We start from the raw sequence: 23,824 nt of genomic DNA on the forward strand, positions 1-23,824 counted from the left end.
GTTGCGGGCTGCCGCGGCGGGTCTAGAAGGGAGTGCCGCCCGCCCCGCGCCACCGGGAAAGGCCAACAGACAAACCGCGCCGCCCGCAAGGGCGGCGGCCGTCTCAGCCCGAAGGGCTGCCCACGCCAAGGGGCGAAGCCGAATGGCCGAGACCGCCTGAGCTTGCCGAAGAAAAGCGGGCTCGGTTCACGAGCACCGGCTGCGAAGGCGCGCGGGCGTTCCTGTCAGCAGCATGAATGCCTGAAAACCTTCTGGCGGAGTCTCATCAACCGCGTTTTCGTCCCCGCTTCCAGATTTATTCAGAATGAGGGTTGAGTAGATCGGCCGGATCGATTCCGAGCACTCTGGCGAGTTTCGCCACCGTATCAATGCTGGCGGCATAGACCGAGCGCTCAAGTGCGCTGACATATGTTCGGTCAACGCCAGCCTCATGCGCCAGCGCTTCCTGGGACAATTTCTTTTTTTTGACGATGCCTACGCAGATTGCGGGCAAAGACCTCTCGGATTTCCATGCACGAGAAGCCACCCTCTTGTCGAGGATTTCACCACGGAGTATCCTCTACAAAGATCAGAGACGGCAAAGGGCGAGCGGCTGCACGGCATCATTTCGCGACGGCAAATCCCCTGAGCCGTGAACTCAAGGACTGGAATCGTGAAGTTTGGCAGCCAAACAAAGCGCACGCCCTCTACAGGTCACGAGCGCGACGCAATTGTGCCAGAAGCTCGCAAGGATCGATACCGAGAGCCTCGGTGACGTCGAGAAACTCAATGACGTCCAGCCGACGCTCACCCCCCTCGTACTTGGCCACGAAGGATTGTGGGCGGCCCAACATATCAGCAACCTGGGTCTGGGTGGCCCCTTTGGTTTTGCGCGCGGCAATCAGCCGTTGTAGCAGCCGGCGCTGGCGAGCTGATCGAAGTGATTTCGGCATCAGACGAACCGGGCCAAGAAGGAACCGGCTCATGGACTAATCCCAGTTTCGGATTATCCCATTTTAGGATATTATGCGGTCAAAGATCTGCGCGGCGCGGGATAGGTCTTACGGCGAGAGATGAAATGGTAGACAGATTGCTCAAACCTGCTGTTGCCGACGAGGTCCCATGGGCGGAGAGCCTGACCGCTTACGACGATGAGCACTTCACGACATATTTGAAGCTCTTGGATGCATGCGCCGGCAATGCCAGCGAAGAAGAGATGGCCCAGGCGATATTGGGAATCGATCCAGTGCAAGAGCCCGCGCGCGCCCAAAGGGCGGTTCGCAGCCATCTCGCGCGCGCCCACTGGCTGGTGGTGGCGGGGTACAAGGAGCTGTTCTCTGGCCGCCAAAAGGCCTGATGGTGGCGTTATAGAAGAAGACGCTTATAACCACCGTTCATTAGCGAGCGCCCGCGTCTGACTGCACGGCGGACGCTGTCTCGAAGATGGTCACCGGGGTCGGCCCAGTCCTGCTCGACACGGGCTCTGCCGAAGAGAGCAAGGCCGATTTCGCGGTGTGATACGCCAGCGATGAAGCCGTCGAGGGCATGCAAGACTCGGCTCAACCGCAAGCTACGGGGCTCGGTCGGAAAGAATCCTGATTGCAGCCTGCCGGTCCAACAGAGGCTGTTCAGACATTCCAACGCGTTCAGGCGCTGCTTCAGTTCCTCTGGCGACCAGAGGACCGAGGATGTCAATCGCACAGGTTCGAGGATGCTGACGCCGGAAGCAGCCAGTTGCAAGCTCCTGCCACTGTCCTCGACCAGGAGGTGCTGATGCCCGTCCCGCGTGACGAGCATGGAGATGCGGCAGGAGTGCCGGGCGAGATCAAGCAAGTCGACCCCGCGCGGCCGCGCCGCCGTTTCGGCCACAACGGGCAAAACATGGGGACATTGGCAGGGACACCAAAAGACGCTCGCATCAGTTCCTTTTGAGCTTGCAAAACAGAAGGCCCCAGCGCGAGAGATCAACAGTATTCGAAGCCAGGCTGATAATGTCCATGGACCGGGCGTGCGTGCGTTCGGCACCGCGTAGCGCGTTCGCCAGATCCTTTTGGAATTCCGGATTGCGCCTGAGGAATTCCCAGGCCCAGCCTCGGCTGGTGAGCTGGTCGACATAGGCACGATCATCTTGCCTGTCCGGCCAAGCAGGGCCAGGTCTTGTTTCGTCCATTGCATCATTTCCAGAAAAAGTCGGATTCAGGCTCAGGCGATCTTAGTGACCGGGGTCCACAGGACCGGGCCTTTGAGCCCGCCATTGCGGCGGAGGGCTTCCAAGCTCTCTCTCGAGACGTCGAGATATCCGGCAACGGCGCGTGTGTTGCCAATTGTTTGCGGATCGGACAACCGTTCGAGTGGCCAGCCGGCGCGACGCAGAATACGCTCTATGCGCAGATCGGTTACGGTGACGATGCTGCGCAGACCGCGTGACAAACCAAACTCGACCATTCCGGCAAACAGCTCGTAGGTGCCAATTGCGATGCCCGCCTGTTTGGGCGCGGAAGGCGGCAGATCAAGCGCAAAACGGCTGCTTTCCCAAACACGTGGATCTTCCGGCGCTGGACGGTCGGCAAGAAGAGCGAAGAAGCTATCACGCAGCATCGTCGGTCCTGTAGTAGGCAATAGGCGCACGCAGCCGTCGATGCGTCCGGCGGGCGCACGCAGCAATAGGTAATGGGGACGAAGCGCATCGAACGGATCGACCTCAAAGCCGCCGCTGAACGAAACGTCCCAATCAAGTCGATCTCTGAAAACGCGATACCGCAAGCGATGCATCTGCTCGAGCTCGTCGCTGAACTCAGCGTAACAACCCGGCGTGATCAACTGCAACATGATGGCCTTCTCCTCGCATGGATAGCTCCTGCGATTGAAGGCAAAGGCTGGAGTTGAAACAACCTGTGTATGTGCCCAGGTTCCGGGAGGTCAGGTGAAGAGAGATGGCCGCGACAGTGCAAGCCGAACAGCTGCCTGAATAGCCGTCTTCACGCCAAGCTTCTTCCTGGCGTTATCCCGATGATAGGCTGCGGTGCTCCGACTGATTCCCAAGATGCGGCCGATTTCCCACGCCGTCTTGCCCCGAGCCGCCCACTTCAGACACTCCATTTCCCTTCGAGATAGGGTAACGCCATCCACGGTCCTGTCGTCGGCCAGCTTGCGACAGGCATGAAGATGGAAGAAGATCGCGATGAGTTCGAGCGCGCGGTCATATCGATTAATCAGGCGAAAGAACGGCGGTCGCCTTTCATCGGAGGCGAAGGTCAGTGCTGCAAAATTACCGGTGCTGTCATGGATCGGGATCGTGAAGCCGCAGTGAATGCCAAATTGCGTCGCCTCATCCATCAATTGTCGCTGCTGCGTCGATAGTTCGAGATCAGCACCGTGCGCATCCCAGTTGAATGGTTCCTGACCACCACGCGCTTGATGAATTACCGGGTCAATCTTTTCATACCGACTGTGAAGGTAGTGAGATGTCCAGGATTGAGGGTAGGTGGAAATCAGGCGCACGTTGCGGCCCTTTTCAGAAGAAGGGAAAAGATAGGCAAAAGACGGGAAATCGAGCGAAGAGGCAATCTCGCCAAGAGCGTTGCGCAGGTCAGTCGCGTCAGCGCTGTCTGCGATTTGCTCTACAAATCTGTGAAAAACGTCTTGCATAGCTAAACTGCAGTGAGTTTGCCCACGGCTTCTGGCCCTACATATCGGAGCCAAGACGGGTTGACCAAAGCGCAGCCATTCAGGGTAGAAGGCCCGGCCGGAGACTGAGCTCCATGCCGGGCCGGTGCGCCTTGGGAGGGCGATATGTGCTTCGACGGCGCTCTTATCGACACCGAGACCTCATTCCGCGTCATCTGCAGGCGACAGTCGTCCTCTTGGGTTTGCACTTCATTAGGGTCGGGGTGTCCGTTTGCGGGCTATTTAGACTGCTCCATGAAGGAGCTCAGCTTCACGGTAGATTGCGGTCTGTGTCCTGCACCTCAGATTCATAGATGGCTGTCCATGCCCAGGTCTTCAAAGGCAACGAGCCGCGCCGCCTTGATCGATGCTGAAATCAGGTACGCAGCGGCGCCCACTGCCATGAGATAGCTGCGTTTAACAATCGACTCGATGGCCAGCGAGCCCCGCTCCGCTTTGACGAGCATCGCAAATTGGCCAGTCTCGGCGAGTATCTTTCAGTCGGCTCACCGGCTCCGTCCTCACACTATGAGGTTGCGATATCACCAAATGATATGCGGTGTTCAGTGATCATTCGTTTCTTCAGCAAAAACTGGTCGTGCCAGGTCGGTTATACGTTGCGCGGTGCGGACTTCTTAGTGTACCAGGGTCACTTTAGTGTACCAACGGTCACTCGACCCCCTTGCGCGAATTCGTTGCTGGTAGCGCAGAAAATCTACGTTTTTCACTGCGGATAGGCCCATAATCGTCGACTGCAGCACGCCACGATAGGTGCGGATGACGTGAAGCCAGTGCTGACCGGCATGTCGAAGATGACGTTGTCGATCCCGCGCGACCGGGCCGGCACCTTCGACCCCGAAATCAGAGGCGTTTTCCCAAGTTCGACGCCAAGATCGTATCATGTATGCGCGCGCATCAGCGTGCGCGAGATCCGCGGCTACCTTGGGGGGACTCTATGGCATCGACGTCTCGCCGGACCTGATCTCGGCCGTCACCGACGCCGTGCTCGAGGACGTCGCCGAATGGCACAGGCCGTTGGAGGCCTAGCATCGAGAGGCTGGTGCTGTGCAGCACCGCATGACTATCTACTTCACTTCGCTTCTCATTCGGCGCAATAGTTGTCACCACGCCGGCTTTTTGGCTGCTCCTTCAGCTGGCGTCGGCGTCGGAATTTATGTGGCGCTCGGGGTGCGGCGCCCAGCCTTTCTCCCCGCAAAGGAGCCTTCGAGCGCCACATCATCAACCTGGAGTTCCGATCATGCAAGCGTGCTCTTTCTGGCGGTCTGGCTGCGTTAGCAGCTAAGGCGATATCCTGAGGCGTGAAAGGCCCGTCATGCGCAAAGTAGATCCATCGCGCGACAATCAGCAGTTCATCGGCAGGCAATACCCAGCAAGGTGACATGGGCAACCCCATCCACCGTGGCGCGATGCACAAGATAGCGCTCCGGCTTGGTGATGTGTCAGTATCTTGTGGTAATTGAAGAGGGCGTCGAAACTCGGCGACACCTGGTAGAGCCGCCGCCTGACTGTCGCCAGTGATCCAATCCAAGGTGCCATCGCGATTTGGCATCAGGAACCGCACGGCCGCAGCGAATTTCTTTTGCGGAGATCCCATTCATCGCCGATGACAAGCTTGATGTGCTCGGCGACGAGATCGATACCGTAAGCCCGCTGAACCAGCCGAGTATTGGGCCCACCCGCGATGCGCGGGTTTACTTCAATGACGACTGGTCCACGCTCCGTCCACCGGAGTTCAACGAAGGATGGCCCCCAGCCAAGGCGGAGAGCTTGCATACAGCTCAGCGAAACATCGATTATACGTTCATTCTCGTTATCAGTCAGCGGGGCCGGATGGGTGTACTCACGAAAATGAAATGCGGTGGGCGGCCGAATTCAGCTGCACAAATCCCAATGACTTCAGTTCCCATTATGTCAGCGCTATACAGGGGGCCTTGCGCGAATTCTTCGACCAGTATCCTTGGCGAAGACCGCCACATGTGCTCGCCGCCCAAAAGATACTCTGTATGTTCGGCTACCTCGTCGAGGCTGCCGCACAATCGGACGCCCATGCTTTCGATACCTACGGTGGGCTTAAGCCACCGGCGACCCGATCTCCGCGGCACCCCGTTCAACCTCCGTCGCATTCGCTGCCAAGCGATAAGTAGGGATTGGAACGCCGGCCTCTGCGGGTTGACGGTGGTCGAGGCGGATATCGCCGTACATGCCCTCCAGATCCGACAATCCGCCGCCTGATGACGTTGTCCGGCCTCGACGTCACCGTGGCTGCGAGCGTTGCCGCGGCAATCGGCGACATACGGGCTTCAGCGATCCACAGCAGCTCTTGCCTACCTTGGCGCCAATCCGAGCGTGCGGCAGTCCGGTGAGGGGCCAGCTTATCACGGGCGCATCACGAAGCAGGGCCGCGGCCATGCGCGGGGAGTGCTGGTCGAGGCGGCATGGGCGGCTGCGCGCTCGCCGGGTCCTCTGCGCGCCTTCTACAAGCGGATCGCCTCGCATCGCGAGAAGCACATCGCGGCCGTCGCCACTGAGCGCAAGCTTTGAAATGAATCTGGCACATGCTGAGCAAGGATACCGACTACGTCTGGGCTTGGCCGGCCTTGCTCGCCCGCAAGTTCAGATCGGTCGAGCTGCGCGCCGGCGTCCCGACTAGTCATGCCAGGCGCGGCTCCGCGTTCGACTACAACATCTCGGCCAAGCGCGCAGAAGAACGATCCCGAGTCGAGAAGGCGGAAGCTGCCTATGCAGCAGCGATTTCCCGATGGCGGGCTCGGCCGGGCAAGACGAAGGTTGTGGAAAAAGACGGTATCGTCGCCGATAGGGCTATTCTACAACATCCGTCTGCATCGGCTTGCCCGGCGCGATGTAGTGCCATTCGATCCCGTGATCCTTCGACCATGCAAGGATGGCATTCGAGGTGAACTCGGTGCGATGGTCGAGACGATTATGCCTGGCTTGCCATGCTGGGCGATCAGTTCCGTCAGCTCGCGAGCAACCCGACGGCCGGAGATCGAGGTGTCCGGAATCGCGACTGCCAGACATTCGTGTGTCACGTCGTCGACGATGTTGAGCACACGGAAGTGCGGGCCGCAGGCGAACTGGTCATGCACAAATCCAACGACCAGAGCGCATTCGGCTTTGCCTCGACCAGGATCGGCGCCCGCGTGCCGACTGCTCGCCGTCTTGCCCGGCGCTTGCGCACCGTCAGTCCTCGCGATAGATACGGTAGATACGGTTGATCCCAGATGCCTCGCCTCGGGCCTGAGCAGAATGAACAGCCGCCGGTAGCCGAAGCGTCGGCGCTCGTTCGCGAGGTCACGCATCCGACCACGCAGCTCCGTCTCTGGCGGTCAGCGAGACTGGTAGCGGATCATCTTGCGACCGGCGCAGACGAAGGAACAGGCCCGACGCTCCGATAGGGCCTGCAGATGCGCGACGGCTTCAGGCGTGGCGGCGGGTCCTACCATTAATGGGATGGTCCGCCCCGTCCTCCTCGCTCATCATGCGGAGGTCAGATCAATGGAGGAAAGTAGGATGGCGCACCGCAATTTGCCGCGACCCGCGGCTGTCTATGGAATCGATATTCGCAAGAACATTTTCCACGTCGTTGGCCTGAGCTGCGACGGCACGCCTGTTCAAAAAGCCCGCTTTCGGCGAGATCCTTCTGCAGTTCTTTACGCGCGCAGTTCCGAGCATAGTCGGCATGGAATCCTGCGCAGGTTCACAGTGGCTCGCCCGGAAAATACAGGCACTTGGTCACACAGTGCGCTTGATCCCCGCGCAATTCATGAAGCCGTACGTGAAGTCGAACAAGAACGATATCATCGACGCTGAGGCGATCGCGGAGGCTACGATACGGCCGACAATGCGCTTCATCACCGTGAAGGAAACTGATCAGGTTGATCTTCAAGCGCTGCACAGGTTCGTGACCAGATGATCGGCTCGAGGACGCGCTTGATCAACCAGATGCGGGTTTTCTGCCTCGACTACGGCGTCCCTTTGCGTCTAGGCGCGGGATTGTTCAAACTTGATCTGCCGCACGCCTTGAATGACGAGGAGAACGATTTGCCGCCGACAATGCGCCCGCTGCTGAGCGATTTAAACACCGATCTCTCTTCTTGAAGAGCGTATCCGCCAGGTGACGAAGGGGATCGAGGCGCATTAGGTGCGACTGCATTGCTCGCCGCTATCGGCAACGGGCAGCAGTTCATCGTTGGCAGCGGACGCGGCGCGGCAGTTGATTAGCTGGTCACCCACTTGACGGGCCGCGCCGTCGCGTGTTGTTCGTGCAACGCCGCGAATTAGGTTTGTGTCTCCTACGAAGCCGGCCACGAAGATGTCTACTGGCGATGCGTAGATGTGTCCTGGCGCCCCATGCTGTCGGACATGTCCGTGGTCCATCACCAACCTTGTCCGACAGCAGGAAGGCTTCGTACTAATCGTGGGTGACATAAATGGCAGTTGTCCCGGTTTCTTGCTAAATTCGGCGCAGCTCGCTCCCGAGTTGCTGCCGCAAGCGGCGGTCTAGGGCGCCAAGGGACTCGTCCCGGAGCAGCACTTTCGCAATCGCCGTCCCTCCCAATTTGAAGAGCGCCCGAAACAAGATTGTTACAGAAAATCTTAGATCTTTAACTCACAAACGCGCATTTTAGGACATCATGGTCCCACGATTGTTTTGGGCGCCACTCGTGATGGTTGCCCACTCAGTCTCCGTCTATCTGACGCTGCTACATTCACGAAGCGGGCACTCATCGGTCTGTCCCTCATACGATAAGCCGGCCTGACTCGGCCGCAGGCTGTTAGTTCGAATGAGTTCGCCCCATGAACAAGGAGATTGCCACTATGGACAAGAAACTTTCGCCTTCGAACGATGGGAGCATTGCGATTTTTGAGCGCCTCGAGTCTGAGGTGCGCGGCTACATCCGGTCATTTCCGATTCTCTTCGATCGCGCAGTTGGCACTACCCTTGTAGGTGCAGACGGTCGTGAATATCTTGATTTTTTCGCCGGGGCAGGCGCCCTTAATTACGGCCACAATAACCCCGCCTTCAAGAAGCCGTTGCTGGATTACATCGAGCGCGACCGTATCGTGCATGGGCTAGACCTTGCCACGAGTGCCAAGAAGGCGTTCATCGAAGCTTTTGAGCAGTACATTCTGAAGCCGCGTGGTCTGACTTACAAGTTGCAGTTCACGGGTCCCACAGGGACCAACGCGGTCGAGGCAGCGCTGAAGCTGGCGCGCCTAGTAACCGGCAGGGCGAATATCGTCGCATTTACCAATGCGTTCCATGGCGTCAGCGCTGGATCGTTGGCTGCAACTGGAAACAAGAAAGACCGTAGTGCTGCAGGTTATCCGGTCGCGCACGTGTCATTTTTGCCCTACGATGGTTATCTCGGCGCTTCCGTTGACACGCTCGATTACTTCGAAAAGCTGCTGAACGATCCCAGCAGCGGCCTCGACAAACCTGCCGCGGTGATTCTGGAAGCGGTTCAAGGGGAAGGGGGCATCAATCCTGCAAGTTTTAAATGGTTGCAACGGCTGAGTGACCTCACCGCGAAACATGGGATCCTGATGATCCTCGATGACATCCAGGCAGGTGTCGGCCGCACGGGACAATTCTTCAGTTTTGAAGCTGCCAACATCGTGCCTGACATTGTCACGTTGTCAAAGTCCTTGTCGGCAATCGGAACGCCGATGTCGCTCGTTCTTCTGAAGCCTGAACTGGATATTTGGTCGCCTGGTGCGCACAGCGGTACGTTCAGAGGCAACAACCTTGCTTTCGTCACTGCGCGCGCGGCTCTTGAGACCTATTGGGCCGACTCCAAATTCGAGGAGGAAATCGCTCGCAAGTCCGCGATTCTGGCGGAGGAACTCAAGTCAATCGCAAACGATTTCCGCAACCTTGGTCTGAGTGCACGGGGCCGCGGCTTGATGTACGGGCTCGTATTCCAAAAGCACCCCTCATTGCCGGTCAAAATATCACGGGAAGCTCTTCGTCGCGGCTTGGTGATCGAGACCTGTGGCGGGCGCAATGAGGTGCTGAAGTTCCTTGCTGCTCTCACCATTGCCGAGGCTGACCTGCGCGGTGGTCTATCGATCGTTCGCGACAGCATTGGCGCGGTGCAGGACACCACGGAGACAAGCCCGCCGTTAGGATGGTGAGAACGCACAAGACATATCGTCGTGGGAAAGCGCCACCAAGCGAGTGAGGACGCTAGTCTAGCCGTTGCAATGGCGTCACCGGCCACCAGCGGCCGTGCCACCTCGCCCGGTAAGGAGCTCAAGACGACGTTGGTGTCCCAGCAGCCCTCGCGGCCGGGAAAATGTCCCGAAGTGGCCGGGTCGTGAGATTGAAGCAGGAACATGACCTGCTCCCGTCTCAGCTCTGGCCAGAGCACATTAGTGTATGCATCCGTTGCCACCACGATCCAGTTGGCCTTGACCACCCCTTCCGCTGTGCGAAGCATCCACCCGCCGTTCGATGTCTCCACGCTCAAGACCGGACTTGAAGTAAACACCTTGGCTCCGGCGGCGATCGCGGCGCGCGCAAGTCCTCGGACATAGCCAAGTGGACACCTCGAAAAACGTGGCAATCGAGACCGCATTTTGATTCACTTCGCCTGGTGATTTGCACGGAGGCGTTGGATGCGAGGCCAGGCTGGATTCTGGGACATTGACGAGCGTTATGTCCGGCTAAGCGCGGCCGGCGATCCACTGGAGAAGCTGAACGCGGTGGTGCCTTGGGAGGTTTTCCGGAAACCGCTGGCCAAGGCGCTGAAGCGCTCCGATGGCGCCAAAGGCGGCCGGCCGCCCTTTGATGCGGTGATAATGTTCAAGGTTCTGGTTCTGCAGGCGCTCTACATTCTCTCGGACGATCAGACCGAGTTTCAGATCCAAGACCGGCTTTCCTTCATGCGTTTCCTCGGGTTGGGGCTCGGCGACAAAGTGCCCGACGCCAAGACGATCTGGTTGTTTAGGGAGCACCTCACGTAGGCCCGGGCGGTGGACAACCTGTTCGCCCGTTTTGACAAGCACCTCACCAAGGCCGGTTATCTGGCGATGGGTGGCCAGATCGTGGATGCCACGATCGTGGCGGCGCCGAAGCAACGCAATTCCGATGCTGAAAAGGCTGACATCAAGGCAGGAAAGGTGCCGGACGAGTGGCAGAAGAAACCAGCCAAGCTGCGCCAGAAGGACCGGGACGCGCGCTGGACCGTGAAGTTCTCGAAGGCCAAGGCCGATGAGGAGGGAAAGACGAAGCAGCGCGATATCGCCGTTCCCGCCTTCGGCTACAAAAACCATGCCTCGATCCATCGCCGCCATGGCTTCATCCGCGGCTGGAACGTCACCGGCGCCTCGGCTTGGGACGGGGCGCAGCTTCGCAACGTGCTGGCAAAGAACAACACGGCTCGACGGTATGGCCCGACACCGCCTATCGCTCGAAGAAGAAGAAGAAGGCGTGGCTGGACAAGAACGGCTACGTCTCCGACATTCATCACAAGAAGCCGAAAGGCCGGCCGATGAGCGAGGCGATGGCACGGGCCAATGGCCGGCGCTCAAAGATCCGCGCTTTCGTCGAGCACGTCTTCGCGCAGCAGAAATCCCGCATGGGCCTGTTTGTCCGCACGATCGGCATCGCTCGCGCCTGCACCAAGATCGGCATGGCCAACCTCGCCTAGAATCTCACCCGCTTCGTCTGGCACCAAGGGCGAACTGCGTTCGCCTGACGGCGAGAGCGGCGGAAAACGCCGCCGCGATGCCGAAACCGGCAACCAGCATCAGCCCCAACGACCGAAATCCAGCCCCGCCGCGCGTCAGGCTGTTCGCAACCTCATTGTCGCGCCACCCACTCTGGAAAATGCCGGTAGTTCAGGTGTCCAAGTGGCTGAATTATACCCGCACGCAGATCGAGTAGCGATCCGGAATAATCTGTTTACCTATCCGGGCTGCCGTGTCCTTTGCAATGAGCAGCTTAACTGGTGCGCCTTTAACCACTGCTTCTCGAGTTCCCTGAGATCGTTAAGACCGGACTCGCCGACTGCGCAATGGAGGGTTCCGTTCTTCACTGGCTCGCACTCAATAGACTGAGCCAAACTTCGGCAGGCCCATTGCCGAGAAGTTCGAATAGTCGTTCGCCGAACGGCTCGCCGAGACTTACTTTTACGTCCTCTGGTTTCATCCAGAGACCGGCGTTCACGAAGCCGAAACTGTCCTGACGCACCGCACCCTATCTCAACGGCTTCAAGAACAACCACCCGAAGACCCCCCTCCGCTAGATCTCCGGTTAACCTCCGCCCACAATGGCGACATCTGAATCGCGCGTACCTTGTAGAAAAGTCGTATGAGGCGCCCGATGCGCAGTCCTTTCCAAAGTCATGGGAGCGTTGGTCATTCTGCATACCATTACCTCAATTGCCCCCCTCTGGCCGATCCACGCTCCAGATCTTGAGGACGCGCTGGCGCAAAATAGCTCGCCCGCCCGTCGCCAATCGTCTCTTTCTCCCATTCCAGGGGCTCTGCGAAAGATTGCTGGTCCCTGAGTGCTGGACCACCTTTGGCTTGTAGACGGACCCGGTCCGGTTAACCGGAAGTAGTCACATCCTGGCAATCCGACTCGATGGGAAAGCCGCACGCAGCTCTGGAGAGACAAGCTCCTTGGCATGGTACCACTCGCCTTTCACTCGGGTTTGACTCGGGTCATAAAAAGCGCGGAGGGAAGTGACTGCAGGGTGCTTTTCGCCTGCGATTTCCACCTCAAACCTCCCCTCAGACAGCCACTGGGAAGTCACCCCGTCATCGGCACGCAGGTAGCCTACGCCGATCCCACAACCTACGGTATGGCCGAAACCGGCGGACCGGAGGTACCCGACCAGTTTTCCGTCACGCCACACAGGTTCGGTTCCAAACGCCAGAGGAGCTTGCTTTGGCAGTGCGAGCTGGACGAGACGGCGTCGTGGGATTTTGCCCCGCTGTGCCTCCAGCGCTGCGCGCCCGATGAAATTTGTCGCCTTGTCCCACGCTACCGTGAAGCCGCGGCCCGAGGCAAGCGGAGAGTCTTCGTCGCCGATATCCGATCCCCAGTCACGGTAACCGGCTTCAAGGCGTAGTGTATTCAAAGCCACGTATCCTGCATGGCGAAGATTAAGGTGGCTGCCGGCGGCAGCTAGGGCATCATAGGCGCCCAAGGTTTGCTCGGTCGGGATATGGAGTTCCCACCCGAGTTCTCCAACGGACGTCTTGCGGAAGGCGAGGGCTAGCCCGTAACCGATTTCGACCTCGCGGACGGTCCCGAATGGAAATGCATCGTCCGAGAAGTCGGCGGGGCTGACACGCGCGAGCAATTCCCGTGACCGGGGGCCCATCACCGAAAGAGTGGCATATCCCGACGAGACATCTGCAACAGTCGCGTTTCCGGCTCCTCTGGCATGCACCCGCAACCAAGCGAGATCCCGATTGCGCTGGACGGCTCCGGTGACGATGAGGAACTCCTCGACCCCGGTTCGAGCGATATTAACATTCGACTCCATTCCGCCGCGCTCGTTCAGCCAAGGTGTGTCAACGATGTTTCCAACGGGTACATCGACGTCGTTGGTGGACACCCGCTGCAGCAGCGCTAGGGCGTCGCCGCCCTGAACCAGCAAGTGACAAACAGACGTCTGATCAAACAGGGCTACTCCGGAACGTGTAGCGTCATGTTCCTCGCCACTAAACCTGAACCAGTCGTCGCGCGTAAACGTGGCATGGAAAGCCGACGTCGAGCTGCCCGATCCGAACCACTGCACCCGCTCCCACCCCGCAACCTCACCGAAGTTCGCACCAGCCAGCGCCAGCCGGTCATGTATTGGGGAGACGCGTACGTTGCGGGCTGTCTCCGGCGATTTATATGGCCAGTGCAGTGCCCAGAGATTGCCGACCGCTTCGACGGTCCGGTCGCAGAGGTAGCGACGGTTGCGTTGGAATGGCATTGCGCGGCGCACGTCCATTTCCCAGTAGTCATGTGAGGGAAGGCCCGTGGACATCCACTCTGCCATGACTTTCCCGGCGCCACCTGACGACTCGATCCCACAGGAATTGAAGCCGGTAGCAACGTAGAGGCCGCTAATATCGGGAGCAGGACCCAGTAGAAAGCGGTTGTCCGGCGTAAAGCTTTCCGGGCCGTTGAAATTCAGTTGCAGACCAACGTTGGCAAGCGTTGGTATGCGCTCAATAGCAGCTGCGAGGTATGGCTCGATGTGATCGAAGTCGTCAGTTAGGGCGTCGAAGCTGAAATTGCGTGGAATGCCGTCCACGCCCCAGGGCTTACCCTTGAGCTCGAAAAAGCCGACCAGCAGCTTCCCGGCGTCCGCTTTAGCGTAAAACCTCGCGTCCATGTCACGGACCGTCGGCAAATTGGCTGGCAAATCCGGGATGGCTTCAGTTACTACGTAAAAGTGCTCGGCAGCATGCACCGGGACTGACCAGTTGAGCTCTGTGGCCAGTTCGCGGCTCCACATGCCAGTGCACAGAACAGCCCTGTTAGCACGAACGATGCCCACCGGCGTTTCGACCCCAGTAAGACGCCCCTCCTTAACAATTATTCGCGTAACCGGCGTTCGCTCGAGAATCTTTGCTCCCCCCTGCCTCGCCCCGGCGGCGAATGCTCGTGCCGTGTCGATCGGATTGGTTATGCCGTCGGTATCAATCCATGCCGCTCCGAGGACGTCACTTACGTCAATTAGTGGCACGCGCCTCTGGGCGTCGGCCGCATCAATCATTTCGACTTCGAGACCGAACGCTTTTCCCATGGAGGAGCCTCGCTTCAGTTCCTCCATGCGATCTGCGGTGGCCGCAAGGGTAATAGACCCGCTTTGCCGAAAACCGGTCGGCTGACCCGTTAGTTGTTCTAGGTCCCGGAATAATTCTGCGGAGTACCTTGCGAGTCTTGCCATGTTCTCGTTGGCCCGAAGCTGAGTAATCAGCCCGGCAGCATGCCATGTTGTGCCACATGTCAGCTGGTCGCGCTCGAGTAGCAGAACGTCCCGATGCCCCAAGCGTGTCAGGTGAAATGCGACAGAGAGCCCAATAATACCGCCGCCGATGACGGCATACTCGGTATGTGAAGGTAATTTGCTTTGCATCCGAGACCTCGACAATTCTGAGTCAGACTAATGCCTAAAATCGTGTCTTCTGCATATGGCTATGCAGTAACGTCCTGCAACCCATGTGGTTGACGTGCTATCGCCTACATGGATTGGTTGGTATGGCCCAATCCGCCACCACAATGACGGGTTAGTCGCGCTCTTGACTGTCGCCCCAAGGCGCGCTTGTACATGATTCCACGAGCACTTAGTCTCGCACGGAAAGACTCTACACTATGTGCGTTGATCCTTTGTTTAACAGCGCGAGTGGTTTCAGTTAGCGATTCGGCGGTATACCGAGATATGCCGATTGGAACTGCCGGTGAACGCACCTCTCCGCCAATCCCCCCAGCGCTCCGACAGTTTCAGACCTACGCATTCTGCCATTGTGTCGAGTTCCTGATGGTAAACGTAACGAACTCGGGTGGGTAAACGTCTGACTGATTCGCCAGAAAACCAGAGTGACCTCGAAATTATGCTTTGATTTATCGGGTCATGTGACTGCACACTTAACAGTATATTCTCATTGTGCAATCGCACAGTAGTTCTATGGCCGCCAACAAAGTTGTCGAGGGCTGGAACATCCATTTCTATCACCAAAACACCTTGATCAGATAGCGCCTCAGCGGCAGATCGAAGGCAATCAATTTGATCTTCACGAGTAGGCAGCAGAGTGAAAGTACCGTAAACGCAAAATACGAGTTCGTACGGTCTTTCTGATGTGAAATGAGATATATCACCCTTCCACGTCTTGATCAGGTTGGTGCGCTGATTGAGAAGCTTCAACATGACGCCTGAATTGTCGATACCCTCCACCTTGACGCCACTCTCACTTAGAGGCACTGCTACACGCCCGTCCCCGATACCAAGTTCAAGGGCAGCGCCTTCATGGGAATATTGCTTCAGCAAAGCCACTGTTTCATGTGTCTCTGCTATCTTACCTGACATAGAAGCATATTCGCCATATACCGGCGCCCAATTCTCGCCATATTCTATTTCGTCATTCATACGCCCATCTCTCTTGCTGAACTTTCGTCTGAAATGAGAGCCACTCCCTTTACTGGGAACTCTTCCCTCCACTCCGGCATTCTGCTCTCTCTTAGCCCGGGGCGCTCCGGCCGCGCGACCACCTTCATACTCAAGAAACGTGCCAACCCGCGGAGTCGGTTAGATCAAGGGCCGGAGGGAAGATCCTCGGCTTCATAACTATTTGGTTCGTCTCGTTCAGCGCCGGTAGGAGGCGGACCTGATCAAAAGCGGGCCTTTTCTCGTCGGCAACGGCGTTGACCAAAATGGACCGCGGTCGCCATAGGTGGGTTTGCCGGACACAACCTCGCCCCGTCCGAAGATCCAAGGCTAGCCAGATACAGTCTCGCTCGCCTGAAAATCCGATCCAACACGGTCTTCATCGCCGCCCCCGTCAGCCGCACACTTCCACCAACAATATGGCAAGGATGGTGCCATATCGGCTGTTTGCCTAAGGGACAACATTGTTCATGCGGAGAGGATTTCCATTCGCAATGTCGGCAACAAAACCAGTTTTGTTCCGTCTCTGCCATCTTCGTTTTGGGTCCGACAAACTCACGAGATTGGCTGCCCTGGGTAATATAACCCACAGCTTTCATCCCCACCCTCCCCCAGGGCTATCGCATATGAGTACGACGCTAAGTGGGTTTTGATCGGCCCATCGTGCCTTGAGTCGTTTGTGGCTGAGCGGGATGTTTTCAGGATCGGCTCTGAGAACATTGAGAGTGAGGCGGCGAAGTATGGCGTGATTCGCGGCCGTATTGTTCTTGCGGCCTCTGATTTGATCTTCGCCGAGCAGAACGTGAGTTGCCAGTGCAGATCATTCTCGATGCTCCAGTGGCGGCGTACTGTGGCGAGCAGTTCGTGTGCCGGCATTTTGCGCGACAGCGCATAGCAGCGGAACTTGTGCGGGTCTTGCCATCGACGGTGCGCCTGCTTTCGACACGGCCGACGGCGCAAAGGTCAACGAGTGCATTCTTGCTCGGCGGCTGCGCAAAGGGAATGACGAAGGCACGCCGCACCTCGTGAGGGCCATGGGCATCCTCTTTGGTCTGATGGAACTTGGTCGCTTTGCCCGCCGCTGCCTTGTCGAGTGCGATGCTGGCTTCGGCGGTCAGCTTCGACTGGTTGCCCTTGATGGTGATAGCGTAGTGGCCGCCACGGTCGCTGATGGTCTGGGTCATGCGGCGATGCAGTGCAAGGCATCGGCGGTGTCGGTCAATCCCTTGAGCGACAACAATTCGAGCGCCGCGATCTCGGCCTGCAACTCCCCGCCTTTCTGCGCCACAGTCGGGGCCAGGCTCATGAAGGTCTCGCAGCCAAAGACGGTCACCACCAGCGGCGGCATATGCGAAACGCCCTTGGCATAGGCGCGCCTGAGGCTCTTGCCGTCGATGGCGATCTGGCATTTCGGCGCATCGATGCGCGCCTGCGCGCCGAAAAGCGGCCATGAAGCGCATGAAGGAATGGTTGAGGGCGACAGGATCGAGGGCCGCCAGGACCCGGCTGAAGGTGCCACGCTCGAGCAGGATGAACTGCCGCAACAGATCGAGCCGATTCCTGGCAAACAGCTCCCTTTCCGTGCAATGCGTTGCGCCGCTAAGGACCGCCGCAAGCGATGCGAACAAAATCTCCGCAACCGGCGGTGTGCGGTCGACCGGACCGAGGTGAGAGGAGATACCGTGGCCGAGCGCATCGTGGCCTTGTGCCGCCAGCGGTTGACCGGCAAGCACATCGCCATGGAGGTCGGCGTCTCGCCCGCCACCCTCAGCCGGGTCCTCAAGGGAGCCGGACTGCGCGGATCCCGGGCCAACGTCTCCTAAACCTGCCGAACGAGGCCTTGCATCCCGCGACGCATGTCGGTCCGGCCAGACCGCCAACCAGATCCGCATCTGACTCGGAACCGGGTTCATGAAAAGCCCAGCGCCTTCACCATCGCCGGCGGCGTGGTCAGCGGAATCCGCAGCGGCACCTTGCCGGTGATCTCAAGCTCGATCACCACTGGTGGCGCCGCCAACAACACCGAAGCGGAGGCAGGCTCATCGGCAAGCATGACAACTTCGGCAAAGCCGTCTCGCAGGCTCTGAAAGGGGTGCAGTCAAAATGGTAACAAATTAACGTGAGGCAACACGACACTGGTTTCGTCTACCTGATTCTGTTGCTATCACCATAGAACTAACGCAGCTTCAATTGTTTTCCTGACTCCATTTAGGATGCGAATAAACGTGCCTCATCAAGGGCAATCATATTGGCATTGCATCCTATCCCGGATTATTCGACGAAATTGATATTCTTGGGGTAATCAGATAAGTTTTGATATTTTTGTGTTATTTCCTCATCCACCTTTATTTCCTTAATCGCCACAAGGCTGGCCCATGCGCCTGATATTTCATCAGTCCAAACCGTTTTTGCATTCGGGAAAAAAGAATGATTCACTAACGAGGCAAGACCGAAAACAACGTGGCGCTCTATTGGGTCAACTTTATGATCTTTTCCATCTCTAACGAAATAATATTCTAGTAACCCAGTAAGATCTATAAGACCAGCCTCCCGATTATCAAATACCCAGGTCGGGCATCTTTCGATTAGATCTCCAGCCTTGAACGGAGTATTTGCAAATAAACCGCGACCTTTTCGCGGAATTTTCTTGACATACAGTGCGCCGCTGCGATCAAAAACCCTGTCGACCATCGTGTGTACCTTTTAATGCTGCTCAGCTTGGAACATTTCCATGAGAGGTGACCATTGAGCTTCTGGCAGCGATTCGCCAGCAATACTGACTTCAAATAAGTTGACAGCGGATTTTGACCGCAACTCGCCTACGAGACTCACTGTTGTCGCCGCAAACCTCCTCCTCCGCCGTGCTACCCTTGAGCTTAGGTCAAATCCATTGTGCCTTCGCCACTACGGATCCCATTGCCCCTCCGAGCGGGCACCTCCTTCCGCTAAGCTTGGAATTGGCAAGGCACCAGTTCTAAAGGAAGACGTCCTAAGAGTTCCATCTCACAAGTTGTTCTCCGAGTGCAAACATAGCTTGTTCTCAAACTCGTCATACCTACCAATACGCGTGGGCGACATTAGCCAAGCTCAGCCCTTACGTTCGTCTCCAACCGACGCGTCGAGGTGTCGGCGAAGCTGTTGGTGATTTTCTCGAACTGCACGCCTACTGAGGCTGCAGCCATTCCCGCTATATGGGACAGGGTCGCCCTTGGCTTCAGCGTGTCCGCCCGATCCCGTTGGTCACCATATAGGAAGTTTTTCGAGTAGAGGCGCGGACGGCGCCAATGTCGCTGGTTTCCTGCGCGGACAAGAACAAATTCGCACGAAACGCGGCCCTCGATCTGCTATTGTCAGGCACTGACGACCAAATTGGAGCTTGACCAACGGTCCCCGGAGTATCGGGGCGCGAATTTGAAGGGGAACCACACATCAGACTTCCGTCAACAAATGGGCGTGAGGTCCGCCTCACCTGTGTTGGTGACAGCGCAAAACAAGAAGGAGGAGTTTATGGACAAGTGCCAACGCCTTACAAGCCGAACCGATCCCCTGAGACGCAAAGTTCTAAGGGGAATGGCCGCACTGAGCATCACGACGGTAGTAATGACCTCGCTAGCTGGCTCTGCCTTGGCGGGGGGGGTGCTGGACAGGATTAAGAATGGCGGACCGGTCCGCATCGGCTTCTCCACTGACACAGCCTGGTCGTTCAAGGGAGATAATAACGAGATGCTTGGCATCGGCAACGTCTTGGTGATGGAGCTCTTGAAGAAACTGGGAGCGACAAAGTTCGAACCTGTGGACATGGAGTGGGGATCACTTATCCCCGCCATGCAGGGAGGCCGCATCGATGTGATCACTAGTGCGATGTTCGTGTTGCCTCAGCGCTGCCGCAACGTGCTATTCACGGATCCGTTCGGGACGGTATACGGCGGCCTTGTGGTACCCAAAGGCAACCCGAAAGGGGTGCATTCCTTGCCAGACATTCGTGACAAGGGGCTGACATTCGTTACTGGTGCCGGATATGCCGACGTGAAACGGGCGCAACAGACCGGCATCCCAGACGACAAGATCATGCAGGTTGCCGGCTATGTCGAGATAGTCCAGGCAGTCAAGTCTGGTCGCGCCGATGCCGGGGGTGGTGAATATCTGGGCATTAAGGGTGCGATCCGCAACGATGATTCACTCGAGCTCGCTAACCCGTTCAAACCAAATTACAAACCTGGCTATCCTGCCTTCGCGTTTCCACAAGGCGAGCAGGACACAGTCGATGCAATCAACGAGGTGATGAACGATTATATCGGCTCTGATGAGATGATGTCATTAGTTAGCAAGTATGGATACGATAAGTCGCTTTTGCCGGACGGTAGCAAGACCGCCGATCTCTGCAAATCGTAAGGCTTAGTATCACCGTTCCTCCCGGATCCTGATGCGTCTCCCCGGTCTACGGCCGGGAGCGTCAAATTGGATAGAAACATGAACGAATTCTCTCTCAACTTCAGCGTTTTGGCGCTCGCCCACGGCCTCCTGATCACCGTTATCATAACCATCGGGGCTTCTCTGGTCGCAGTAGTGCTCGGCCTCATCGCGGGTTTAATTCGGGTCTCCTCCCTTTGGCCGCTGCGATGGTTAGCCGTTGCCTATATCGAATTCTTTCGTGGAACTTCACTGCTGGTGCAGGTCTACTTGTTGTTCTTTGTGCTGCCGTTCTTTGGCGTCGCCCTTTCGCCGTGGGCAGTCGCCATCTTCGGCATTGGCATGAACTACTCTGCCTACCTCGCCGAGGTGGTGCGCGCCGCAATCCAGGCTGTCGACCGCGGCCAGTATGAAGCGAGTACCGCGCTCAACTTCCCGCGCCTGAGCATGATGCGCCGCATCGTAGTGCCACAGGCGATCCGAAGCATGCTGCCGCCCTCGGGCAACCTGCTGATCGAGTTGCTTAAGTCGACCTCGCTCGTATTCTTCATCACCATCACCGAGTTCACCACCGCCTCCAAGCTGGCAGCCGATGCCACCGGCAATTACCTGCTGTTCTTCGCGGTGGCGCTGTTTGGCTACTACCTGATCGCGCGTGCCCTGATCACACCCCTCGTGCGTTGGCTGGAGCGCCGCCTCTCAAGTGGCTTCGTGCGGGAGGCGCTGGCATGAACATGTGGGACTGGTCCTACGTCTGGGAAGCGTTGCCGTATCTCTATCGCGGCGCAATAGTCACAGTTCAGGCCACGGTCCTAAGCTTCGCGATCGCACTGGTGCTAGGTCTTGTCGTCGCGCTGATCCGTCAGTCGCCGAACCGCTACGTGTCCGCAGCCATGACGGAGATCGTGGAGTTTATCCGCTCCACGCCTCTGCTGCTGCAGGTGTTCTTCGTGTATTTCGTCGGACCGCAATTCGGCATACTCATTCCCGCCTGGACAGCGGGCATCGGCATGCTCGGCATCCACTACGCCGCATATTGCTCAGAGGTATATCGCGCCGGCATCCTGGCGGTTGAAGAAGGCCAGTGGGAGGCCTGCACGGCGCTCAATCTGTCGCGAATACGAACTTGGCGCACCATCATTCTGCCGCAGGCGATCCCTCCCATCGTGCCTGCCTTGGGCAACTACTTTGTCGGCATGTTCAAGGAAACGCCGATCCTGGCCGCCATCGCGATCCTGGAGATGTTGCAGCAGGCGAAGATTTTTGGCGCCAATAACTACCGCTACACCGAGGCCATCGTCATGGTCGGCTTCTTCTTTCTCGTGTTCAGTCTGGCCGCTTCTGCGATCGTGCAGTCGGTAAGCATCTGGCTCAACCACCGCTATCGGCTGCAATAGGAGGTATGTCATGAACGAACCCAGAATCCGCTTCGAAAATGCCGCAAAGAGTTACGGGGCGCTGACCGTGCTGGACAATCCCGAGACCGCGTGCAACGAGAAAGTCATGAACGAACCTATGGTCCGCTTCGAAAACGTCACAAAGCGCTATGGCGCGCTAACCGTGCTCGACGAGCTCAATCTCGAAATCGCCCGTAACGAGAAGGTTTGCATAATCGGGCCTTCGGGCTCTGGCAAGACCACAGTCCTGCGCATGCTCATGACGCTGGAAAAAATCCAAGGAGGAGTGATCTGGGTCGATGGAGAGCCGCTCACGCATATGCAGAAGAACGGCCACATGGTTCCTGCGAATGATCGGCATCTCAGGCGCGTCCGCAGCAAGATCGGCATGGTCTTTCAGCACTTCAATCTCTTTCCTCACATGACGGCGCTGCAAAACTGCATGGAGGCGCCGGTTTCCGTGCTCGGGCTGCCGAAGAAGCAGGCGGAGGAGCGCGCCGCCGAACTGCTCGACATGGTGGGGCTCAGCGACAAGAGGAATCACTTCCCGATCCAACTTTCCGGCGGACAGAAGCAGCGCGTGGCGATCGCTCGTGCGCTTGCAATGCGGCCCAAGGTGATGCTGTTCGACGAGGTGACTTCGGCGCTCGACCCAGAGCTGATCGGGGAGGTGCTCAATGTCATCCGCAAGCTCGGCGCCGAGCATGACCTCACCATGCTGATGGTCACGCACCAGATGGGCTTCGCCAAGGAGTTTTCCGACCGCGTCTGTTTCTTCTACGCCGGCAAGATCGCCGAGCAGGGCCCGCCCGACCAGCTCTTAGGCAACCCGCAGAACGAGCGGACGCGTCAATTCCTCAGTGCCGTGCTGGAGGCGAGATAGGTAGCGGCGCCTATCCTCCCTCGCGGGCCCCCCCGGTGGGCAGGGGAATCGCATTTGAGTAGATGGGACATGGCTTGCCAAATGACGGGTTGTGGATTCTTGGGAGGGCTCCGTTATTGTGGAGCTCTCGATGGAAACGATCCATGCTGTGTTCGGTCATCTCGATCCGCGCGACCAGAACGCTCGACACGATTTTTGCGAGATACTGTTCATTGCGTTCGCCGCGATGCTGTGCGGCGCCAAGAATTGTTCCGACATGTGGCGCTTTGGGCAGGAAAAGGAAGCAATGCTGCGCTAGGTGCTCACTTTGGGGCATGGCATCCCCTCGCACGACACCTTCTCGGCGCTGTTTGGCCTTGAAGGGCAATCAGAGGCTGCTTCAGCCGATGCCGAGCGCCTTTACCGGACGCCAACGCCCCAGGCGGCGCTGGCCGTTACCGAGGAGGTGAGCCACGGACGCCTGGAGCGGCGGGCGGCGCGTGTCGTGCGCGCGCCGGGGCTTGGCCGCAAGCACGGCTTTGCCGGCCGGGCGGCCATCGGCGACGTCAAGCGCACGCGTGTGATCGATGGCAAACGGCAGGAAGAGTGCTTTCTCTATGTGCTCTCGCGACCGATGTCCGCCAACGACCCGCTCGCCGTCATCGCCGTCACTGGGATGCTGGGATGTCGAGAATGGCCTGCACCGGCAACTCGACGTGTCTTCCGCGAGGACGACTGCCGGACCAGAAAGGATCACGGCCCCGAAAACCTCGCTCTGCTGCGGCGTTTCTGCCTCAATAGTTTCCGAGCCGACAGCAAAAAGGACACCATGCGCGGCAAAATGATGCGCGCAGGCTGGAACGATGCTTATCTCTTCCAACTCATGACTCAAATGCGATAGCCCTGCCCCGGTGGGCGAACGGAGCCAAGAGGGTGGACGCGACGCAGGGGGCCGATGGCGTTTACAGCCTGCCCGAGCTTTGCCGCTAGAGCACGTCCTGTGATCGATGATCGATTGTGCTGTGACGGCTGCGTTTCGTGCTTGTTTCAACATCCACCCCGATGGAGGTGGACGATAGGAAGAGCATTGAGCGGGATCTTCGGTCGCGGTCTTGAAGGCTTCGGACGAGGGCTGTCGGCGCGGCGAGCGCTGCCGGGCCGCACGGTCATGTGTGGACGCCCCGACGGATGCAAGAACAATCTTTGGTGCAGGCTGCTGCGCGTGTTCGGGTGCTGCCATGTGTCCGGCCTCTCATTGCGGCCTTCTCATGGCTGCGGGCCCGTATGGGAGTTCGAGTATCAGGTCCACATCACTGGAACGCGCTCGAAGCGCTCCCCATGCGCCTGGT

22 protein-coding genes and 10 pseudogenes are annotated in these 23,824 nt (G+C 58.1%); 15 read left to right on the plus strand and 17 right to left on the minus strand.

Translation table 11 applies throughout. The features are described from left to right. Positions 1–295: 295 nt before the first annotated feature. Positions 296–512: pseudogene (locus tag NKJ76_RS30660) on the minus strand (helix-turn-helix domain-containing protein). A gap of 174 nt (positions 513–686) precedes the next feature. Continuing rightward, positions 687–965 (minus strand): helix-turn-helix domain-containing protein, encoded by a 279-nt coding sequence (locus tag NKJ76_RS30665; protein ID WP_352539097.1) that lies wholly within the window; start codon positions 963–965, stop codon positions 687–689. Between the two features lie 92 nt (positions 966–1,057). Here NKJ76_RS30665 and NKJ76_RS30670 point away from each other — a divergent pair, with 92 nt between their 5' ends. Then, positions 1,058–1,336, plus strand: a complete 279-nt coding sequence (locus NKJ76_RS30670) for a DNA -binding domain-containing protein (RefSeq protein ID WP_023671869.1) — start codon at positions 1,058–1,060, stop codon at positions 1,334–1,336. Positions 1,337–1,344: 8 nt separating this feature from the next. Here NKJ76_RS30670 and NKJ76_RS30675 read toward each other — a convergent pair whose 3' ends face one another. From NKJ76_RS30675 to NKJ76_RS30695, 5 genes are all read right to left on the minus strand, one after another. Next, positions 1,345–1,776 (minus strand): DUF2285 domain-containing protein, encoded by a 432-nt coding sequence (locus tag NKJ76_RS30675; protein WP_352539114.1) that lies wholly within the window; start codon positions 1,774–1,776, stop codon positions 1,345–1,347. A gap of 121 nt (positions 1,777–1,897) precedes the next feature. Beyond that, positions 1,898–2,149, minus strand: coding sequence for a transcriptional regulator domain-containing protein (locus tag NKJ76_RS30680; protein WP_352539098.1), 252 nt, complete (start codon positions 2,147–2,149; stop codon positions 1,898–1,900). A gap of 32 nt (positions 2,150–2,181) precedes the next feature. Beyond that, positions 2,182–2,808 (minus strand): acyl-homoserine-lactone synthase, encoded by a 627-nt coding sequence (locus NKJ76_RS30685; protein WP_352539099.1) that lies wholly within the window; start codon positions 2,806–2,808, stop codon positions 2,182–2,184. A gap of 90 nt (positions 2,809–2,898) precedes the next feature. Continuing rightward, positions 2,899–3,627 (minus strand): LuxR family transcriptional regulator, encoded by a 729-nt coding sequence (locus NKJ76_RS30690; RefSeq protein ID WP_352539100.1) that lies wholly within the window; start codon positions 3,625–3,627, stop codon positions 2,899–2,901. Positions 3,628–3,953: 326 nt separating this feature from the next. Beyond that, positions 3,954–4,112: a fumarate hydratase C-terminal domain-containing protein gene (locus tag NKJ76_RS30695; protein ID WP_502902373.1), complete on the minus strand. Its 159-nt coding sequence runs from the start codon at positions 4,110–4,112 to the stop codon at positions 3,954–3,956. A 318-nt stretch (positions 4,113–4,430) separates the two neighbouring features. Between NKJ76_RS30695 and NKJ76_RS30700 the strand changes: the two are divergent. After that, a pseudogene (locus NKJ76_RS30700) lies at positions 4,431–4,686 on the plus strand (transposase); the annotation flags it as partial. 448 nt (positions 4,687–5,134) lie between these two features. On the opposite strand, the pseudogene NKJ76_RS30705 reads toward NKJ76_RS30700, so the two are convergent. After that, positions 5,135–5,832 (minus strand): annotated as a pseudogene (locus NKJ76_RS30705) (ATP-grasp domain-containing protein); the annotation flags it as partial. Positions 5,833–5,937: 105 nt separating this feature from the next. On the opposite strand from NKJ76_RS30705, the gene NKJ76_RS30710 reads away from it, so the two are divergent. Together NKJ76_RS30710 and NKJ76_RS30715 are read left to right on the plus strand one after the other, a co-directional pair. Next, positions 5,938–6,207 carry a transposase gene (locus tag NKJ76_RS30710; protein WP_502902374.1) on the plus strand — a complete coding sequence of 90 codons (270 nt, stop codon included), beginning with the start codon at positions 5,938–5,940 and terminating at the stop codon, positions 6,205–6,207. A 14-nt stretch (positions 6,208–6,221) separates the two neighbouring features. Then, positions 6,222–6,584: a hypothetical protein gene (locus NKJ76_RS30715; RefSeq protein ID WP_352539116.1), complete on the plus strand. Its 363-nt coding sequence runs from the start codon at positions 6,222–6,224 to the stop codon at positions 6,582–6,584. Here NKJ76_RS30715 and NKJ76_RS30720 read toward each other — a convergent pair. Beyond that, positions 6,490–7,130 (minus strand): annotated as a pseudogene (locus NKJ76_RS30720) (DDE-type integrase/transposase/recombinase); the annotation flags it as partial. The gene NKJ76_RS30715 and the pseudogene NKJ76_RS30720 sit on opposite strands and share 95 nt — an antisense overlap. A 233-nt stretch (positions 7,131–7,363) precedes the next feature. Between NKJ76_RS30720 and NKJ76_RS30725 the strand changes: the two are divergent. From NKJ76_RS30725 to ectB, 3 genes and pseudogenes are all read left to right on the plus strand, one after another. Beyond that, positions 7,364–7,573 (plus strand): annotated as a pseudogene (locus NKJ76_RS30725) (IS110 family transposase); the annotation flags it as partial. A 44-nt stretch (positions 7,574–7,617) separates the two neighbouring features. Further along, positions 7,618–7,785: a hypothetical protein gene (locus tag NKJ76_RS30730; protein WP_352539103.1), complete on the plus strand. Its 168-nt coding sequence runs from the start codon at positions 7,618–7,620 to the stop codon at positions 7,783–7,785. A 720-nt stretch (positions 7,786–8,505) separates the two neighbouring features. Next, a complete protein-coding gene (gene ectB, locus NKJ76_RS30735; RefSeq protein ID WP_352539104.1) occupies positions 8,506–9,825 on the plus strand; it encodes a diaminobutyrate--2-oxoglutarate transaminase in 1,320 nt (439 codons plus the stop codon). 227 nt (positions 9,826–10,052) lie between these two features. Here ectB and NKJ76_RS30740 read toward each other — a convergent pair. After that, positions 10,053–10,268 (minus strand): annotated as a pseudogene (locus NKJ76_RS30740) (FAD-dependent oxidoreductase); the annotation flags it as partial. Positions 10,269–10,308: 40 nt separating this feature from the next. Between NKJ76_RS30740 and NKJ76_RS30745 the strand changes: the two are divergent. After that, positions 10,309–11,342: pseudogene (locus NKJ76_RS30745) on the plus strand (IS5 family transposase). Between the two features lie 915 nt (positions 11,343–12,257). Here NKJ76_RS30745 and NKJ76_RS30750 read toward each other — a convergent pair. The 5 genes and pseudogenes from NKJ76_RS30750 to NKJ76_RS30770 form a co-directional block, all read right to left on the minus strand. Further along, complete coding sequence (locus NKJ76_RS30750) at positions 12,258–14,780, minus strand: GcvT family protein (protein ID WP_352539105.1); 2,523 nt, start codon at positions 14,778–14,780, stop codon at positions 12,258–12,260. Positions 14,781–15,053: 273 nt separating this feature from the next. After that, positions 15,054–15,788 carry a methyltransferase domain-containing protein gene (locus NKJ76_RS30755; protein ID WP_352539106.1) on the minus strand — a complete coding sequence of 245 codons (735 nt, stop codon included), beginning with the start codon at positions 15,786–15,788 and terminating at the stop codon, positions 15,054–15,056. Positions 15,789–16,504: 716 nt separating this feature from the next. Further along, entirely contained in the window at positions 16,505–16,990 is a 486-nt protein-coding gene (locus tag NKJ76_RS30760) for a hypothetical protein (protein WP_352539117.1), read from the minus strand. Further along, a complete protein-coding gene (locus NKJ76_RS30765) occupies positions 16,987–17,154 on the minus strand; it encodes a hypothetical protein (RefSeq protein WP_352539118.1) in 168 nt (55 codons plus the stop codon). Before NKJ76_RS30765 ends, NKJ76_RS30760 begins: the two co-directional genes overlap by 4 nt. Positions 17,155–17,314: 160 nt before the next feature. Next, positions 17,315–17,539 (minus strand): annotated as a pseudogene (locus NKJ76_RS30770) (hypothetical protein); the annotation flags it as partial. On the opposite strand from NKJ76_RS30770, the pseudogene NKJ76_RS30775 reads away from it, so the two are divergent. Further along, positions 17,489–17,602: pseudogene (locus NKJ76_RS30775) on the plus strand (IS481 family transposase); the annotation flags it as partial. The pseudogenes NKJ76_RS30770 and NKJ76_RS30775 sit on opposite strands and share 51 nt — an antisense overlap. 113 nt (positions 17,603–17,715) lie before the next feature. Here NKJ76_RS30775 and NKJ76_RS30780 read toward each other — a convergent pair. Continuing rightward, positions 17,716–17,859 carry a hypothetical protein gene (locus tag NKJ76_RS30780; protein ID WP_352539107.1) on the minus strand — a complete coding sequence of 48 codons (144 nt, stop codon included), beginning with the start codon at positions 17,857–17,859 and terminating at the stop codon, positions 17,716–17,718. Positions 17,860–18,077: 218 nt separating this feature from the next. After that, positions 18,078–18,497, minus strand: coding sequence for an SET domain-containing protein-lysine N-methyltransferase (locus tag NKJ76_RS30785; protein WP_352539108.1), 420 nt, complete (start codon positions 18,495–18,497; stop codon positions 18,078–18,080). An 879-nt stretch (positions 18,498–19,376) separates the two neighbouring features. Here NKJ76_RS30785 and NKJ76_RS30790 point away from each other — a divergent pair. The 6 genes and pseudogenes from NKJ76_RS30790 to NKJ76_RS30815 all read left to right on the plus strand — a co-directional run bounded on the left by NKJ76_RS30790 (position 19,377) and on the right by NKJ76_RS30815 (position 23,376). Continuing rightward, the gene (locus NKJ76_RS30790; protein WP_352539109.1) at positions 19,377–20,198 is read left to right on the plus strand and encodes a transporter substrate-binding domain-containing protein; all 822 of its coding nucleotides are present in this window, start codon (positions 19,377–19,379) and stop codon (positions 20,196–20,198) included. A 78-nt stretch (positions 20,199–20,276) separates the two neighbouring features. Then, positions 20,277–20,948, plus strand: coding sequence for an ectoine/hydroxyectoine ABC transporter permease subunit EhuC (gene ehuC / locus NKJ76_RS30795; RefSeq protein WP_352539110.1), 672 nt, complete (start codon positions 20,277–20,279; stop codon positions 20,946–20,948). Continuing rightward, complete coding sequence (gene ehuD, locus NKJ76_RS30800; protein WP_352539111.1) at positions 20,945–21,613, plus strand: ectoine/hydroxyectoine ABC transporter permease subunit EhuD; 669 nt, start codon at positions 20,945–20,947, stop codon at positions 21,611–21,613. Before ehuC ends, ehuD begins: the two co-directional genes overlap by 4 nt. Before the next feature lie 106 nt (positions 21,614–21,719). Beyond that, positions 21,720–22,496: an ectoine/hydroxyectoine ABC transporter ATP-binding protein EhuA gene (gene ehuA, locus NKJ76_RS30805; RefSeq protein WP_352539115.1), complete on the plus strand. Its 777-nt coding sequence runs from the start codon at positions 21,720–21,722 to the stop codon at positions 22,494–22,496. Positions 22,497–22,626: 130 nt separating this feature from the next. Further along, a pseudogene (locus NKJ76_RS30810) lies at positions 22,627–22,791 on the plus strand (transposase family protein); the annotation flags it as partial. Positions 22,792–22,803: 12 nt separating this feature from the next. Next, positions 22,804–23,376 (plus strand): hypothetical protein, encoded by a 573-nt coding sequence (locus NKJ76_RS30815; RefSeq protein ID WP_352539113.1) that lies wholly within the window; start codon positions 22,804–22,806, stop codon positions 23,374–23,376. Positions 23,377–23,824: the final 448 nt, after the last annotated feature.

Origin of the sequence: Mesorhizobium sp. M0029, from assembly GCF_040323735.1 — a bacterium.
Taxonomy (GTDB): domain Bacteria; phylum Pseudomonadota; class Alphaproteobacteria; order Rhizobiales; family Rhizobiaceae; genus Mesorhizobium.

Excerpts from the sequence above, each read along its gene's own strand:
- NKJ76_RS30765 (WP_352539118.1), bottom strand. The coding sequence starts at position 17,154 with ATGCCGCCGCTGGTGGTGACCGTCTTTGGCTGCGAGACCTTCATGAGC.
- NKJ76_RS30715 (WP_352539116.1), top strand. The coding sequence starts at position 6,222 with ATGCTGAGCAAGGATACCGACTACGTCTGGGCTTGGCCGGCCTTGCTC.
- NKJ76_RS30755 (WP_352539106.1), bottom strand. The coding sequence starts at position 15,788 with ATGAATGACGAAATAGAATATGGCGAGAATTGGGCGCCGGTATATGGC.
- ehuA (WP_352539115.1), top strand. The coding sequence starts at position 21,720 with ATGAACGAACCTATGGTCCGCTTCGAAAACGTCACAAAGCGCTATGGC.
- NKJ76_RS30670 (WP_023671869.1), top strand. The coding sequence starts at position 1,058 with ATGGTAGACAGATTGCTCAAACCTGCTGTTGCCGACGAGGTCCCATGG.
- NKJ76_RS30690 (WP_352539100.1), bottom strand. The coding sequence starts at position 3,627 with ATGCAAGACGTTTTTCACAGATTTGTAGAGCAAATCGCAGACAGCGCT.
- NKJ76_RS30685 (WP_352539099.1), bottom strand. The coding sequence starts at position 2,808 with ATGTTGCAGTTGATCACGCCGGGTTGTTACGCTGAGTTCAGCGACGAG.
- ehuC (WP_352539110.1), top strand. The coding sequence starts at position 20,277 with ATGAACGAATTCTCTCTCAACTTCAGCGTTTTGGCGCTCGCCCACGGC.
- NKJ76_RS30790 (WP_352539109.1), top strand. The coding sequence starts at position 19,377 with ATGGCCGCACTGAGCATCACGACGGTAGTAATGACCTCGCTAGCTGGC.
- NKJ76_RS30695 (WP_502902373.1), bottom strand. The coding sequence starts at position 4,112 with ATGCTCGTCAAAGCGGAGCGGGGCTCGCTGGCCATCGAGTCGATTGTT.
- ectB (WP_352539104.1), top strand. The coding sequence starts at position 8,506 with ATGGACAAGAAACTTTCGCCTTCGAACGATGGGAGCATTGCGATTTTT.
- NKJ76_RS30780 (WP_352539107.1), bottom strand. The coding sequence starts at position 17,859 with ATGCTTGCCGATGAGCCTGCCTCCGCTTCGGTGTTGTTGGCGGCGCCA.
- NKJ76_RS30760 (WP_352539117.1), bottom strand. The coding sequence starts at position 16,990 with ATGACCCAGACCATCAGCGACCGTGGCGGCCACTACGCTATCACCATC.
- ehuD (WP_352539111.1), top strand. The coding sequence starts at position 20,945 with ATGAACATGTGGGACTGGTCCTACGTCTGGGAAGCGTTGCCGTATCTC.
- NKJ76_RS30750 (WP_352539105.1), bottom strand. The coding sequence starts at position 14,780 with ATGCAAAGCAAATTACCTTCACATACCGAGTATGCCGTCATCGGCGGC.
- NKJ76_RS30665 (WP_352539097.1), bottom strand. The coding sequence starts at position 965 with ATGAGCCGGTTCCTTCTTGGCCCGGTTCGTCTGATGCCGAAATCACTT.
- NKJ76_RS30680 (WP_352539098.1), bottom strand. The coding sequence starts at position 2,149 with ATGGACGAAACAAGACCTGGCCCTGCTTGGCCGGACAGGCAAGATGAT.
- NKJ76_RS30675 (WP_352539114.1), bottom strand. The coding sequence starts at position 1,776 with ATGCTCGTCACGCGGGACGGGCATCAGCACCTCCTGGTCGAGGACAGT.
- NKJ76_RS30785 (WP_352539108.1), bottom strand. The coding sequence starts at position 18,497 with ATGGTCGACAGGGTTTTTGATCGCAGCGGCGCACTGTATGTCAAGAAA.